Raw genomic sequence first — 13232 nt, 5'->3', positions numbered from 1 at the left:
GGACGGTTTTAACAGCGTTTGGTATCAGTTTCGCATTTGCGCTGGCGGGTCTATTGTTGCATCCCGACATACAATTGCGCGCACTGGAGAAACCCAGCCGTATCTTTTTCAGCGTCACCGTGCTGCTGGCCGTGCTGGCGCTGCGGCCCAGCCGCAAGGCCCTGTGGGCCGGCCTGATCGCCGGCACCGCGGGCGGCGCGGTGTTCATCTGCTACCAGCGCTGGGGCCTGGGCATAGACCGGCCCGGCGGCCTGATCAACTCCATCACCTTTGGCGACATCGCGCTGTGCATGGGCATGATGTGCCTGGCGGCGGTGCTCGATTTCAAGGGCAAGCAGGTGCTGTGGCCGGCGCTGGGCGCGCTGGCCGGCCTGCTCGGCTCGGTGGCCTCCGGTACCCGTGGCGGCTGGGTCGCCATCCTGTTTGCCGCCGTGCTGTTCATCAAATACGGCCACTTCCTGCGCAGCCGCGTGTCCAAGGTGCTGGCGCTGCTGGTGGTGGTGCTGTTGGTGAGTACTTACTTCATTGATGGGACCGGCACCCGCGGCCGTGTGCGCCAGGGCGTGTACGACGTGACCGCCTATTTCGACGGCACGGTGCGCCTGACCAATGTGGGCGTGCGCCTGGAGCTGTGGAAGGGCGGCCTGGCGCTGGCCGCCCGGCACCCGTGGCGCATCTCCACCCACAAGGAAATCCGCGCGGAGCTGGAGCAGGAAGTGGCGGCCGGGCGGCTGCAGCCCTTCGTGCTGGAGGCCGAGCACTTCCATAACGACATGATGCACGTGCTGGTGTACGGCGGCATCCCCGGCCTGCTGGTCTATCTGTTCACCATGCTCGCGCCCTTCCTGTTCTTCCTTCGCATCCTGAAAACCCACGAGTCGGCCAGCCCCGCCGTCATTGCGCCCGCGCTGGCGGGCATGCTGCTGGTGACCGGCTATTTCAGCTTCGGCCTGACCGAGGTCATCTTCTGGTCCATCCTGAGCACCATGTTCTACGTACAAATGCTGTTCCTGCTGATGGGCTTTTGCCTGAACGCGCAGGACGAGAGGATAGCGCCATGAGCCAGCTACCGCCGCCGCTGCCGCCGCGCACGCTGGTGATTTCTCCCAACTGGATAGGCGACGCCGTGATGGCGCAGCCGCTGCTGGCGCTGCTGCGCGCGGCCCATCCGGAGCGGCCCATCGACGTGCTGGCGCCGCCCCAGGTGGCGCCGGTGTGGCGGCAGATGGCCGAGGTGGACCAGGTGCTGGAAACCCCGTTCCGCCATGGCCCGCTGCAGCTGCGCGAGCGCTGGCGCTATGCGCGCGAGCTGCGCCGGCGCGGCTACGCGGCGGCCTATGTGCTGCCCAACACCCTCAAGTACGCGCTGATCCCCTGGCTGGCCGGCATTCCGCAGCGGGTGGGCTATAAAGGCGAGAGCCGCTATGGCCTGATCAACGTCATGCACCATGACGACGTGCCGCCGCGCCCCATGGTGCCGTTCTACGCGGCGCTGGCGCGCGCGCCGCAAACGCCCTTGCAGCCGGTGCCGCGCCCGGCGCTGCAGGCGAGCGCCGAACAGATCGCCGCCGCCTGCGCGCGCACCGGGCTGGACCCGCAGCGCCCGCTGGTGGCGTTCGCCCCCGGCGCCGAATTCGGCTCGGCCAAGCGCTGGCCCGCCAGCCATTTCGCCGGCCTGGCGCAAGCCATTGTGGCGGCGCATCCGCAAGTGCAGATTGCGCTGCTGGGGTCACCCAAGGACAAGGACGTGTGCGCCGAAGTGGTGGCCGGCGCCGGGTCCGCGGCAGCGGCGCTGCACAACCTGGCCGGCGCCACCAGCCTGGCCGAGGCGGTGGCGCTGATCGCCCGCGCCGGCGCCGTGGTCAGCAACGACTCCGGCCTGCTGCACATCGCCTCGGCGCTGAACCGCCCGGTGGTGGCCATCTACGGCCCCACGGACCCCGGCCACGCGCCGCCGTTTTCCGACGTGGCCGCGTCGATCTCGCTGCGCCTGGAGTGCGCGCCGTGCAAGCAGCGCGAATGCCCGCTGGGCCACCAGGATTGCATGCAAAAGATCGCGCCGCAGCAAGTGTGGCAGACCCTGCAGCCCATGCTGACGCCTATCGATTGATTTTAATGTAGGCCTACAATGTATATGCCAAACGTATATACGAGGGGGCCATATGGAACAAGGTGCTGTTTTTCAGAGCAATCGTAGTCAGGCAATACGGCTGCCCAAAGCCGTGGCGTTGCCGGGAGACGTGAAGCGGGTCGATGTCGTGGTGCTGGGCAGGACAAGAATCATTTCTCCCGCCGGGGAGTGCTGGGATAGCTGGTTTGACGCCCCTGGCGTGAGCGATGACTTTATGGCCGACCGTGGCCAGCCCGCACAGCAGGAGCGGGAGGCGTTCTGATGCTGAGGCTCATTCTGGATACGCATACCGTGAGGCGCGGCCCGCCCGGAAAATAATTGCAGAAATAGTTGTAACATCGGCGAGTGAGCGGCGACTTAACAGCATATCCCCACTTTTTTGGAGAACTGTTTTGAATACCACGCTTATCTACAGGAGCTTACTCGCCATGACCCTCTCGCTCGCCGCCCACGCCCAAGCCCAGCCACCGGCCGAACCGTCTCCCGCCGCCCTGGTCGACGCATTGAACAACGCCTTCGGCAAGCACGCCGGCAAACGCGCCTCGCACGCCAAGGGCTTCTGCGCCACCGGCGTGTTCACCCCGGCCCCCGGCGCGGCCGGTTTCGCCGGCAGCCCATTGTTCCGCCAGTCCAGCGTGGCCGCCCAGGTGCGCTTCTCGGTTGGCGGCGGCAATCCCGGCGTGTCGGACAAGAGCCGCAGCGTGCGCGGGCTGACCATGCGCCTGAGCGGCGGCGGCGAGGTCTACGACCTGCTGCTGCTCTCGGAACCGGTGTTCTTCGCCGCCACGCCAGCCTCCTTCGTCAGCTTCCTGGAAGCGCGCGTGCCCGACCCGGCCACCAGGAAACCGGACCCGCAGAAAATCGCCGTCCACAACGCGGCCTACCCGGACGGCACGCGCCAGCCGGCGCTGCTGGCCGCGCACGCCGCGCCGCAGTCCTACGCCACCACGGCCTACTTCTCCAACAACGCATTCGTGTTCGGCGGCGAAGGGCAGGCCAGGCAGCATGCCCGTATCGTGGTGGAGCCACAGGCCGGCACGCACTACCTGAGCGCGGATCAGGAACAAAGCCTGCCGGACCAGTTCCTCCAGGCCGAGCTGCGCGAACGCCTGGGCAAGGATGGTGTGGCCTACACCATCTACGCCCAGTTGCCCGCCGCCGGCGACAGCCTGTTGGACCCCAGCCAGCCGTGGCAGGGCAGCGCCAAGGTGGCGCTCGGCACGCTGGCGGTGCAGGCGCTGGACGACGCGGGCGCATGCGACGGCGTGGTCTTCATGCCGGGCAATCTGCCTGCCTCCATCGCCATGAGCGACGATCCCATCCTGCGTTCACGCGCGGCGGCATACGCCGTGTCGCTGGCGCGGCGCAGCGGCGGCAAGTAAGCAACCCTGCAAGGAGCGCAGCGCCATGAATGGAACCGGCAAGGACGGGCAGGACGGCAAAGACGGCTGGGCGGCGGTGACGCGCGAGCGCTCCTTCCTGCTGCGCCTGGCGCGCCTGCAGCTTTCCTCGGACGCCGACGCGGAGGACGCCGTGCAGGAAACCCTGCTCGGCGCGCTCAAAGGCTGGAACGGCTATGCGGGCAAAGCCAGTGTGCGCAGCTGGCTGACCGGCATCCTGCGCTTCAAGATCATCGACATCATCCGCGCGCGCCGCATGGCGCCGCTGGACGGCGCATCCGCCGCCGAAGACGCCGACGGCTTCAGCATCGACGCCCTGTTCACGGCCGAAGACGCCTGGCACCCGGAGGTGTTCATCGACACGGTATGCGCCGAAACGCAGGCCTCGCAGCGGCAGCTGCTCGACATAGTGGAACTCTGCATGGCGCGCCTGCCCGAGCAGACCGCGCGCATCTTCCTGATGCGCGAATACCTGGGCCTGGAGCTGGCCGAAATAGAGCAAGGCGCCGCCATCAGCGGCGGCAATCTGCGCGTGGTGCTGTACCGTGCGCGCATGCGGCTGCGCGAATGCACGGTGCGGGCCTGGGGAGAAGAACAATGAACGACGAAGTGAAAAAGCTGACCTGCCGCGAAACCACCTATCTGGTCTGCGGCGCGCGCGACGAAGCGCTGACGGCCGCGCAGCACAGCCAGCTCGCGCGCCACCTGCAAGGCTGCGACGCCTGCCGCGTCGCCTCGCGCCAGTTCGCGGACCTGTTCGCGCAGCTCGATGTGCTGTTTGCCGCCAACGCAGGGCGCAAAATTAAATAAATATAACGTTAGGTGATACGCGCAAAGCCGCGTATATTGCATCTCGTACTTGCATCAAGTCGTAATCTTGTCGGTCCCAATTCCGCATGGCTGTTATCCCAGGTCGTTCAGTTTTTCCTTCGGTTTTAATTCTTGGTTTCAAGTGCCCTTAAGGCAAAGTTGCCTATTGTTTTAATCAAAGGAAAAAAACATGAGTATTCAACAAACCGGTATTGTCAAATGGTTCAACGACGCTAAAGGCTTCGGCTTCATCACGCCAGACGCGGGCGGCGCAGACCTGTTCGCGCACTTCGGCGACATCCAGTCGACCGGCTTCAAGAGCCTGTCCGAAAACCAGCGCGTCTCGTTTGAGCGCAGCGTTGGCCCTAAAGGCGAAAAAGCTGGCAACATTCAGGTTCTGTCCTGATTGATGATCTACCCGCGCCCGGCATAGCCGGCTGCGGCGAGTCTTCGCGGTTGAAGACATGCGATACCCAGATGAAGGCCGCATTGCCATGCGCCTTGTTGCGTCGTCCCCCTCCAACCGGCTTTGGACACCTGGCAGATAGCCAGGGTCGGGAGAAAATGGTTTAGCGGGACAATGGCTTGCAGTCACCGCTTGCACCGCGCAGATAGCGCGGGTTACCGGTGCCGATGACACCTGGCAGATAGCCAGGGTGATCGCTGAGTCATGCGTCATACTGAATAGAAAAGCCCGCTGCATGCGGGCTTTTTTACGTCTGGCTGCCGGGTTGATTTTATTCTGTCACATCAAAATCACGTGGTACTGTTCCTGGTGGTAGGAGTTCTCCGCCTGCAGCGAGATCTTCTTGCCGATGAAATCGCCCAGCATGGCCAGGTGCTGGGATTCCTCTTCCAGGAACAGGTCCACCACTTCCTGCGAGGCGAGGATGCGGAACTCGCGCGGGTTGAATTGCTTGGCTTCGCGCAGCAGCTCGCGCAGGATCTCGTAGCAGATGGTGCGCGAGGTCTTGACCTGGCCCTTGCCGGCGCAGGCCGGGCAGGGCTCGCGCAGGATGTGGGCCAGCGATTCGCGCGTGCGCTTGCGCGTCATCTCGACCAGCCCCAGCGCCGAGAAGCCGCTCACCGACACCTTGGTGCGGTCGCGCGCCAAAGTCTTCTTCAGCTCCAGCAGCACCGCGCTGCGGTGCTCGGCGTTCTCCATGTCGATGAAGTCGCGATTAACGGACTGTCCAGTTCATGGTGTCATGCAATGAGTTTTTGTCCACGACGGCCGGATGAGGGTCTATTGCTTTGAGCAAGGTTCGCAGTTTCAATTCCAGCTTGTCAGGCTCAAAGGCGCGGGGCCGCAATCGTGAGTGCTTTGCAGGCTGCTCCAAGTGGCAGACGACGCGCAGCTTTCTGGACTTGAGCAGTTCTTTCGCCATGCGCTGCTCATCAGTATTTACAGCATGGCACTGCGCGCTCACCAGTCCTGCCAGCGTATCCCGTACCTTGACGGCGATTTCATCGGCCAAATCTATGGCCTTGGTTCTGGCGTGCTGGCGGAAGTCTTTGACCTCAATGAGCCACAGTGCGTTGTTCTCTTTGACGACGATATCAACAGCTTTGCTTGCACCGCAGGTATTCTGAAATTGATTGCGATAGTGGGACCAGTCATCGTATTTGCTCGACTTCGCGCCCGGCGGGAAGTCGAACGTTAGCGCGCCTTCCGTGATCGACTGTTCAATGACGGGCATTATCGATCCTCGGCAGCGAGGAATCGGTCAGACTGATGCAGTTCCTCATCCAGCAGCACTAGCGTTTGCAAATCATCGATCTTGTCGCCTTGTTCCAGCGCGACTTCGTCGACAGCGTCTTTCAGCGAAAAATAACGTGTAGGTAGCGCAGCGTAAGTGCCGCTTGCGGTCAGCATTTCCAACTCCCTGAGCAGGAATAGTGAATGGGTCGCAATGAACACCTGGATGCCTTCAGCTGCCAAATGGACTATGCTTTCAGCAATAACCTTGATAAGTTTTGGATTCAGGTTGGTTTCGGGTTCGTCCCAAAACAGGTAGCCTTGTTCCAGCAACACACCGGTACTGATCAGGCGTGCCAGCATGGCCAGCTTACGCAGCCCTTCCGCAACCAAGGGCATTTCCATACGGCCCGCCCCCGCGACGTGTAAGTAGAACCGGCCACTGGCGGCATCGACCACGACCTTGCCGCCCATTGCTTTTTCGAGCGGTTTCAGAAGGCGTGCTGCATCGCGGGTGCGGGGACCCTTGATCGACGGGGCGCCGAGCAGCGACACGGTATCGCGCCATGCTTCTTCGAATTCGACATGGTAGTTGTCGTACAGAGGAACAAACCACGGGCACAAAGTAGCCAGTTCACGCGTGGGCAGATAAACCGGCGGCAGGGCCAGATTTTCCTTGGGAGCCTTGATGACTTCCACCTGCGACTTGGCATTGGTGGCAAACGCAATGGAAGAATTTTTACCGGGAGCGTCCATCGTCAAGGTAATTTCACAACGATCACGGCCCTGTTTTCGCTTGACGAGGCGACCGATGGATTCTGGACGCATTACTCCAAGCAATTTGTCCGCATATGCCCGTTCGAAGTTGGTTTTGGCGAAGTCTTTGCCGGATTGAACTTTGAGCATTGCATAGATGGCCTTGAGCACATGCGATTTGCCCATGGCATTCTCGCCGACGATTACATTCAGACCTTTGGAGAAAGTCCAGACCTCGTTGGGAACGGTGGTGAGGTTGTGAAATTTTGCTTTCTTAAGCATGTGATCTTCCTATTGGAATGCCGTCCGATGCCGCCGTATTCCGAAATGCATATGAATGTCTTGGTCAGAACGATCCGGGCCGGCTTACATCAGGATCACGTCGTACTGTTCCTGGTGGTAGGAGTTCTCCACCTGCAGCGAGATCTTCTTGCCGATGAAATCGCCCAGCATGGCCAGGTGCTGGGATTCCTCTTCCAGGAACAGGTCCACCACTTCCTGCGAGGCGAGGATGCGGAATTCGCGCGGGTTGAATTGCTTGGCTTCGCGCAGCAGCTCGCGCAGGATCTCGTAGCAGATGGTGCGCGAGGTCTTGACCTGGCCCTTGCCTGCACACGCAGGGCAGGGTTCGCACAGGATGTGCGCCAGCGATTCGCGCGTGCGCTTGCGCGTCATCTCCACCAGTCCCAGCGCCGAGAAGCCGCTCACCGACACCTTGGTGCGGTCGCGCGCCAAAGTCTTCTTCAGCTCCAGCAGCACCGCGCTGCGGTGCTCGGCGTTCTCCATGTCGATGAAGTCGAGGATGATGATGCCGCCCAAATTACGCAGCCGCAGCTGGCGCGCGATGGCGTGCGCTGCCTCCAGGTTGGTCTTGAAGATGGTGTCGGCAAAGTTGCGCCCGCCCACGAAGCCGCCGGTGTTGACGTCGATGGTGGTCATGGCCTCGGTCTGGTCGACGATCAGGTAGCCGCCGGATTTCAGGTCCACGCGCCGGCCCAGCGCGCGCAGGATCTCCTCCTCCACGCCGTACAGGTCGAACAGCGGCCGCTCGCCGGTGTAGTGCTGCAGGCGCGGCAGCACACTGGGGGTGTAGGTCTTGCCGAATTCGGTCAGCGCGATAAAGTTCTCGCGCGAGTCCACCTGGATGGTGGCCGTTTCGTCGTGCACGAAGTCGCGCAGCACGCGCTGGGCCAGGCTCAAGTCCTGGTGCAGCAGGCTGGTGGCGGGCCGGGTGCGCGCGCCGTGCGTGATGGCGGCCCAGGTCTTGCGCAAGTAGTCCACGTCGGCCGCCAGGTCGGAGTCCGACGCGTCCTCGGCCTGCGTGCGCACGATGTAGCCGCCTTTTTCCTCGGCCGGCAGCAGCCCTTGCAGGCGCGTGCGCAGCGACTCGCGCTCGCTTTCCTTCTCGATCTTCTGCGACACGCCGATATGGTTGTCCTGCGGCAGATAGACCAGCATGCGCCCGGCGATCGAAATCTGGGTCGACAGGCGCGCGCCCTTGGTGCCGATCGGGTCCTTGATCACCTGCACCGTCAGCACCTGGCCGTCGAACAGGATCTTCTCGATCGGCGTGGGGGCGGCGTTCTGGCCGTCGTGCGGGCGCGCTTCCCAGATGTCGGCCACGTGCAGGAAGGCGGCCCGCTCCAGGCCGATGTCGATAAAGGCCGACTGCATGCCCGGCAGCACCCGCACCACCTTGCCCGAATAGACGTTGCCCGCCAGGCCGCGCGTGAGCGTACGCTCGATGTGCAGCTCCTGGACGGCGCCCTGGAGTATCAGGGCGACCCGGGTTTCTTGCGGGGTGATGTTGATGAGGATGTCTTCGTTCATGGAGTGTTGCCTTATTGTTCTGAACGAAGATCATACACGCGCCACTGCGGAGCGGCAAACTCAGTCGACCAGCGTGCTTTGCGCGGCAATCTCGGGCGGCAGGACAATATGGTGGCGCAGCAGCTGCGCGCGGCTGAACACGAAGCGGCCGCGCTGCGCGGTCACGGGGTAAATGCTGCTCGGCGCGGCGCCGGACAGGATGCGCAGCGCGATGTCCGCCGCCGCCATGCCCTGCTCGCGGCCGTCCAGCACCAGGCCGCCCACGGCCAGGTCCGGGCCGACGAAGAAGTCCCACAGCCCGAACACAGGCACCTGGGCGTGTTCCGAGGTCCAGCGCAGCATGGCCATGGCCGTGCGCGGAAAGGCGGTCTCTTCGCGCACGGCCTGGTAGGTGCCGAGGTAGATGGCGTCGTAGCCCTTGCTGCGCGCCGCCAGCACTTCGGCCTGCCACAGCGGCCAGTCGGCGATCAGCTTGATGTCGACCTCCAGCCCCTCGATGGTTTGCCGCGCGCGGCCCTGGAAGACTTCGCTGAGCAGCACGGTGGAGGTCATGCTGGTGTCGAACAGGAACAGCACGCGCCGCGCCGCAGGCAGGATCTTGCGCAACTGCGCGACATTGCGCTTGACCAGCGGCCGCTCCAGCACGCCCGTGATGTTGCGCACCTTGGCCGGGTCGAAATAGGCGCGCGGATTGTTGTTGATGCCCAGGTAGACCACCGGCGTGGCGGTGGCGCCCAGCCGGGCAGCCAGCAGGCTGAGCGCGGCGTCGTCGCCCACGATCACCAGCGCCGGTTTCAGTTTCAGGTAGCTGGCCCAGGCGCTGTCGGCCATGGCGGCGTGGCGCGCCGGCGGCAGGCGCTTGGTGTCGAGTTCCACGCTGACCACGCGGTAGGCCGGTTCCAGGCGCGCTTGCAGGGCGGCCTTGTAGCCGGCGTCCCATTCGAAGCCGGCATGGTAGCTTTCGATCAGCAGGATGGTGGGGGCAGGGGATTGCGCCGCAGCCGGCGCGGTGGCGCTCCAGAGCGCCGGCAGGGGCAGCAACGCCGCTAGTGTCCGCAGCGCCTTCCTGCGCGCCCGGTGACTGGCCTGCTGCTGCCGCTTCATCTGCCCACTCGCCTAGGGCAGCGGCAGTCCGGCCTGGCGCAGCAGCTGCGCCGTTTCGTACAGCGGCAGGCCCATGATGCCCGAATGGCTGCCTTCGATATGCTCGACGAACAGCGAAGCGAGGCCCTGGATGCCATAGCCGCCGGCCTTGTCGTAAGGCTCCTGGGTGGCGCAATAGGCCTGGATGGAGGCGGGGGAGAGGGTGCCGAAGCGCACTTCGGACACTTGCGTGACCTGCAGCGCGATATTGTGGTGGTGCACGGCGATGGCCGTCATCACCTGGTGGGTACGGCCGGACAGCTGCTCCAGCATGGCCACCGCTTCCGCGTTGTTGGCCGGCTTGCCCAGGATGGCGCCGTCCACGGTGACCGTGGTGTCGGCCGCCAGCACCGGGCGCGAGACCAGGTGGCGGCGCTGCACCAGGTTCCAGGCGAAGGCCGCTTTTTCAGCCGCCACGCGGCCCACGTAGTCGTAGGCCTTTTCGCCGGGCAGCACCTCCTCGGTGACGTCGGCGCCGCGCGGGCCGTCGCTGCGCAGCAGCAGCAGCTCGAAATCAACGCCGATCTGGCGCAGCAGTTCGCGCCGCCTCGGGCTTTTAGACGCCAGGTAGATTTTCTTGTCGACCGGTTTCATGATGTCGTGCTTTCACCGTTCTAAACGCGATGATAAGGGTGGTTCTGCGTAATGGTCCACGCCCGGTACAGCTGCTCGGCCAGCATCACGCGCACCATCCCATGCGGCAGCGTCATGCTGGAAATGCGTATCAAGCCTTCGGCGCGCGCTTTCAGGGCCGGGTCCAGCCCGTCGGCGCCGCCGATCAGGAAGGCCGTGTCGCGCCCGTCCTGCTGCCACAGCTCCAGCTGCTGGGACAGGCCCACGCTGGTCAAGTCCTTGCCGCGCTCGTCGAGCGCAATGATGCGCACCGACTTGGGCAGCGCCGCCTCGATGCGCTCGCGTTCGAGCGCCATGGCGGTGGCGGCGGTCTTGCTGCCGGAACGCTCGACCGGCTTGATTTCCTTGAGCACGATGCGCAGCTCGGGCGGCATGCGCTTCGTGTATTCGGCGTAGCCGGACTCGATCCAGGCCGGCATCTTGTGCCCGACTGCGGCGATAATCAGCTGCACTGCGTCCCCGGCCTTATTCGGCTGCCGCTTTTTTCAGGCGCTTGATCACGGTCTTGGCCGGCGCTTCGGCAGCGGCCTTGAGCTTGGAGGCGACCTTGGCTTTTTCTTCGCGGTTGGCCTTGGTGGAAGCGGTCAGCGACTTGGTGGCGCCCACTTTCACTTTTTTGCCTTCCGGGATGGACGGATCGATAGGCTCGGCTTTCTTGCGCGGCTTTTTCACCACGGCGTCGGTATCGACCGGCGCGGCCTTCGGCTTGGCCTTGGTCACGCCAGGCTTGCGCGCAGGGACGGCTTTCTTCTCGATGACAGGCTCGGCGGCTTTCTCTTTCTTGCCGGCGGCCAGGTGGCCCGACACTTTCTTCGGCGCGGCAGCTTCGGCGCCTTCGGTGGTGGACTTGCGCTTGGCCGCGCCCAGTTTCACCGGCTTGTCGCCCCAGATCTCTTCCAGGCGGTAGTAAGCGCGGATAGGCGCCTGCATGATGTGGACGATCATGTCGCCCAGGTCGACCAGCACCCATTCACCGGTGTCCTCGCCTTCCATGCCGATGACGTCGCCGCCGGCGGCTTTCACCTTGTCGCGCACCGAGGCGGCCAGCGCCTTGGTCTGGCGGTTGGAGGTGCCGGACACGATCGCGATGCGGTCGAACAGGCTGGTCAGGTGGGTGGTGTCGAACAGGGCGATTTCCTGGCCTTTAACGTCTTCCAGGGCGTCCACGACCAGGGTTTGCAGTTTTTTAATATCCATTATTCTTTGTAAAGATTATGTTGTTCAATATAGTCTAGCACTACCGGCGGAATAAGTAAGGCTGGCAAAGCCGGCCGCGTTCCGCGTTGTAATGCCGCACGAATGCCGGTGGCTGAGATGTCCAGCGCCAGATCGGGCGCCATGCACGTCAGTCCAGACGGCGATTTTCCTATTTGCTCCGGCGCAGCCGCGCGCCGGGCGAATTCTTGTGCCACTGCCGGCGGCAGGGCGTCCAGCCGGAAGCCGGGGCGGGCCGCCACGCACAGGTGGGCCAGCCCGAACAGCGCCTGCCAGTCATGCCAGGTGTCGAGCCGCTGCAGCTGGTCGGCCCCCATCAGGAAAGCGATGGACGCCTGCGGCCCCAGTTCGGCGCGCAGTTCGCGCAGCGTGTCGACCGTGTAGGTCGGCTGGCCGCGTTCCAGCTCGCGCCGGTCCACCGTCACCGGGAAAGGCTGGCCCGCGAAGGCCAGCGCCACCATCTCGGCGCGCTGGGCCGGCGTGGCCTTCAGCGCCGCCTTCTGCCAGGGCAGGGCGGGCAATACCACCAGCTCGTCGGCCTGCAGCAGGCGCATGAAATGCGCGCCGAGGGCAACGTGGCCGTTGTGGACCGGATCGAATGTGCCTCCCAGCAGGGCGATGCGGCGGGCCGGGGCGGGCTGCATGGCATCGGGCACCGTGTGCACTACGCCAGCCAGTCGCGGTGCGGCAGGAAGTCGGTGTACAGCGCCGCTTCCGGCGAACCGGGCTCGGGGTGCCAGTCGTAGCGCCATTTCACCACCGGCGGCATCGACATCAGGATGGCTTCGGTGCGCCCGCCCGACTGCAGGCCGAACAGGGTGCCGCGGTCGAACACCAGGTTGAATTCGACGTAGCGGCCGCGCCGGTAAGCCTGGAAGTCGCGCTCGCGTTCACCGTATGGGGTGTCCTTGCGGCGCGCCAGCACAGGCAGGTAGGCGTCCAGGAAGGCGTCGCCCACGCTGCGCACCATGGCGAAGCTTTGCTCGAAACCGGCGGCGTTGAAGTCATCGAAGAAGATGCCGCCCACGCCGCGCGCTTCCTTGCGGTGTTTCAGGTAAAAATAGTCGTCGCACCAGCGCTTGAAGCGCGGATGCAGATCATCGCCGAAGGGCGCCAGCGCGTTGGCGCAGGTCTGGTGGAAATGGCGCGCATCTTCCTCGAAGCCGTAGTAGGGCGTCAGGTCCATGCCGCCGCCGAACCACCACACCGGCGTGCCGTCGGCCGCCGTGGTGCTGAAGAAGCGCACATTCATATGCACCGTGGGCGCGTAGGGATTGCGCGGATGCAGCACCAGCGACACCCCGGTCGCCTCCCAGGCGCGGCCGCCCAGTTCCGGGCGGGCCGCCGCGGCGGACGGCGGCAGCGCCGCGCCCATCACGTGGGAAAAATTGCAGCCGCCGCGTTCCAGCACATTGCCCTCTTCCACCAGGCGCGAAACACCGCCGCCGCCTTCCGGACGCTCCCACGCGTCGCGCAGGAAAGGCGTGCCGTCCAGCGTCTCCAGCGCCTGCACGATGCGGTTCTGCAGCTCGAGCATGTAATCCTTGACGGCGGCAGGGGAGGGCGAAGACGACATTCGGCGGCGGGAAAAGAAATTGAAGGACGGGATTGTAAC

The 13232-nt window shown here is 64.3% G+C and carries 16 protein-coding genes and 1 pseudogene; 7 read left to right on the top strand and 10 right to left on the bottom strand.

Going from position 1 to position 13232, the window contains the following annotated elements:
* Positions 1-53 precede the first annotated feature (53 nt).
* The 7 genes from KT882_RS26705 to KT882_RS26675 all read left to right on the top strand — a co-directional run bounded on the left by KT882_RS26705 (position 54) and on the right by KT882_RS26675 (position 4747).
* Positions 54-1061 (top strand): O-antigen ligase family protein, encoded by a 1008-nt coding sequence (locus KT882_RS26705; RefSeq protein ID WP_228893734.1) that lies wholly within the window; start codon positions 54-56, stop codon positions 1059-1061.
* On the top strand, positions 1058-2110 hold the full coding sequence (waaF, locus tag KT882_RS26700) for a lipopolysaccharide heptosyltransferase II (protein WP_228893733.1): 1053 nt from the start codon (positions 1058-1060) through the stop codon (positions 2108-2110). The genes KT882_RS26705 and waaF overlap by 4 nt, the downstream gene beginning before the upstream one ends.
* 52 nt (positions 2111-2162) lie before the next feature.
* On the top strand, positions 2163-2393 hold the full coding sequence (gene vapB / locus KT882_RS26695; protein WP_161074065.1) for a type II toxin-antitoxin system VapB family antitoxin: 231 nt from the start codon (positions 2163-2165) through the stop codon (positions 2391-2393).
* Positions 2394-2559: 166 nt separating this feature from the next.
* The gene (locus KT882_RS26690; RefSeq protein ID WP_228893732.1) at positions 2560-3513 is read left to right on the top strand and encodes a catalase; all 954 of its coding nucleotides are present in this window, start codon (positions 2560-2562) and stop codon (positions 3511-3513) included.
* Positions 3514-3538: 25 nt separating this feature from the next.
* Entirely contained in the window at positions 3539-4132 is a 594-nt protein-coding gene (locus KT882_RS26685; protein WP_161074067.1) for a sigma-70 family RNA polymerase sigma factor, read from the top strand.
* Positions 4129-4341, top strand: coding sequence for an anti-sigma factor (locus KT882_RS26680; RefSeq protein ID WP_161074068.1), 213 nt, complete (start codon positions 4129-4131; stop codon positions 4339-4341). The genes KT882_RS26685 and KT882_RS26680 overlap by 4 nt, the downstream gene beginning before the upstream one ends.
* A 190-nt stretch (positions 4342-4531) precedes the next feature.
* Positions 4532-4747 carry a cold-shock protein gene (locus KT882_RS26675; protein ID WP_161074069.1) on the top strand — a complete coding sequence of 72 codons (216 nt, stop codon included), beginning with the start codon at positions 4532-4534 and terminating at the stop codon, positions 4745-4747.
* A 339-nt stretch (positions 4748-5086) separates the two neighbouring features.
* Here the strand turns inward: KT882_RS26675 and KT882_RS26670 are convergent.
* The 10 genes and pseudogenes from KT882_RS26670 to hemF form a co-directional block, all read right to left on the bottom strand.
* Positions 5087-5518: pseudogene (locus KT882_RS26670) on the bottom strand (ribonuclease E/G); the annotation flags it as partial.
* Positions 5519-5522: 4 nt separating this feature from the next.
* Complete coding sequence (locus KT882_RS26665; RefSeq protein WP_187358785.1) at positions 5523-6041, bottom strand: hypothetical protein; 519 nt, start codon at positions 6039-6041, stop codon at positions 5523-5525.
* Positions 6041-7078 carry an AAA family ATPase gene (locus KT882_RS26660; protein WP_161074070.1) on the bottom strand — a complete coding sequence of 346 codons (1038 nt, stop codon included), beginning with the start codon at positions 7076-7078 and terminating at the stop codon, positions 6041-6043. Before KT882_RS26660 ends, KT882_RS26665 begins: the two co-directional genes overlap by 1 nt.
* Positions 7079-7162: 84 nt before the next feature.
* On the bottom strand, positions 7163-8626 hold the full coding sequence (rng, locus tag KT882_RS26655; RefSeq protein WP_161074071.1) for a ribonuclease G: 1464 nt from the start codon (positions 8624-8626) through the stop codon (positions 7163-7165).
* A 60-nt stretch (positions 8627-8686) separates the two neighbouring features.
* Positions 8687-9730: an ABC transporter substrate-binding protein gene (locus KT882_RS26650; RefSeq protein WP_228893731.1), complete on the bottom strand. Its 1044-nt coding sequence runs from the start codon at positions 9728-9730 to the stop codon at positions 8687-8689.
* 12 nt (positions 9731-9742) lie between these two features.
* Positions 9743-10363, bottom strand: coding sequence for a Maf family protein (locus tag KT882_RS26645; RefSeq protein ID WP_228893730.1), 621 nt, complete (start codon positions 10361-10363; stop codon positions 9743-9745).
* 20 nt (positions 10364-10383) lie between these two features.
* On the bottom strand, positions 10384-10854 hold the full coding sequence (gene rlmH, locus KT882_RS26640; protein WP_161074074.1) for a 23S rRNA (pseudouridine(1915)-N(3))-methyltransferase RlmH: 471 nt from the start codon (positions 10852-10854) through the stop codon (positions 10384-10386).
* Positions 10855-10867: 13 nt separating this feature from the next.
* Entirely contained in the window at positions 10868-11599 is a 732-nt protein-coding gene (rsfS, locus tag KT882_RS26635) for a ribosome silencing factor (RefSeq protein WP_228893729.1), read from the bottom strand.
* Positions 11599-12261 (bottom strand): nicotinate-nucleotide adenylyltransferase, encoded by a 663-nt coding sequence (locus KT882_RS26630; protein WP_161074076.1) that lies wholly within the window; start codon positions 12259-12261, stop codon positions 11599-11601. The genes rsfS and KT882_RS26630 overlap by 1 nt, the downstream gene beginning before the upstream one ends.
* A 20-nt stretch (positions 12262-12281) precedes the next feature.
* Positions 12282-13193 carry an oxygen-dependent coproporphyrinogen oxidase gene (gene hemF / locus KT882_RS26625; RefSeq protein ID WP_228893728.1) on the bottom strand — a complete coding sequence of 304 codons (912 nt, stop codon included), beginning with the start codon at positions 13191-13193 and terminating at the stop codon, positions 12282-12284.
* Positions 13194-13232 lie beyond the last annotated feature (39 nt).

The sequence above is a fragment of the Pseudoduganella aquatica genome, assembly GCF_020865585.1.
GTDB classification, from domain to species: Bacteria; Pseudomonadota; Gammaproteobacteria; order Burkholderiales; family Burkholderiaceae_D; genus Rugamonas; species Rugamonas aquatica_A.
The sequence above is the reverse complement of the archived record's forward strand: the minus strand, read 5'-3'. Positions and strand labels throughout refer to the sequence as shown.

Bases quoted from the DNA above. Each gene is read 5' to 3' on its own strand.
- KT882_RS26630 (WP_161074076.1), bottom strand. From the start codon at position 12,261: ATGCAGCCCGCCCCGGCCCGCCGCATCGCCCTGCTGGGAGGCACATTC.
- KT882_RS26665 (WP_187358785.1), bottom strand. From the start codon at position 6,041: ATGCCCGTCATTGAACAGTCGATCACGGAAGGCGCGCTAACGTTCGAC.
- KT882_RS26680 (WP_161074068.1), top strand. From the start codon at position 4,129: ATGAACGACGAAGTGAAAAAGCTGACCTGCCGCGAAACCACCTATCTG.
- KT882_RS26690 (WP_228893732.1), top strand. From the start codon at position 2,560: ATGACCCTCTCGCTCGCCGCCCACGCCCAAGCCCAGCCACCGGCCGAA.
- KT882_RS26675 (WP_161074069.1), top strand. From the start codon at position 4,532: ATGAGTATTCAACAAACCGGTATTGTCAAATGGTTCAACGACGCTAAA.
- KT882_RS26685 (WP_161074067.1), top strand. From the start codon at position 3,539: ATGAATGGAACCGGCAAGGACGGGCAGGACGGCAAAGACGGCTGGGCG.
- KT882_RS26660 (WP_161074070.1), bottom strand. From the start codon at position 7,078: ATGCTTAAGAAAGCAAAATTTCACAACCTCACCACCGTTCCCAACGAG.
- waaF (WP_228893733.1), top strand. From the start codon at position 1,058: ATGAGCCAGCTACCGCCGCCGCTGCCGCCGCGCACGCTGGTGATTTCT.
- rng (WP_161074071.1), bottom strand. From the start codon at position 8,626: ATGAACGAAGACATCCTCATCAACATCACCCCGCAAGAAACCCGGGTC.
- rsfS (WP_228893729.1), bottom strand. From the start codon at position 11,599: ATGGATATTAAAAAACTGCAAACCCTGGTCGTGGACGCCCTGGAAGAC.
- KT882_RS26645 (WP_228893730.1), bottom strand. From the start codon at position 10,363: ATGAAACCGGTCGACAAGAAAATCTACCTGGCGTCTAAAAGCCCGAGG.
- hemF (WP_228893728.1), bottom strand. From the start codon at position 13,193: ATGTCGTCTTCGCCCTCCCCTGCCGCCGTCAAGGATTACATGCTCGAG.
- vapB (WP_161074065.1), top strand. From the start codon at position 2,163: ATGGAACAAGGTGCTGTTTTTCAGAGCAATCGTAGTCAGGCAATACGG.
- KT882_RS26650 (WP_228893731.1), bottom strand. From the start codon at position 9,730: ATGAAGCGGCAGCAGCAGGCCAGTCACCGGGCGCGCAGGAAGGCGCTG.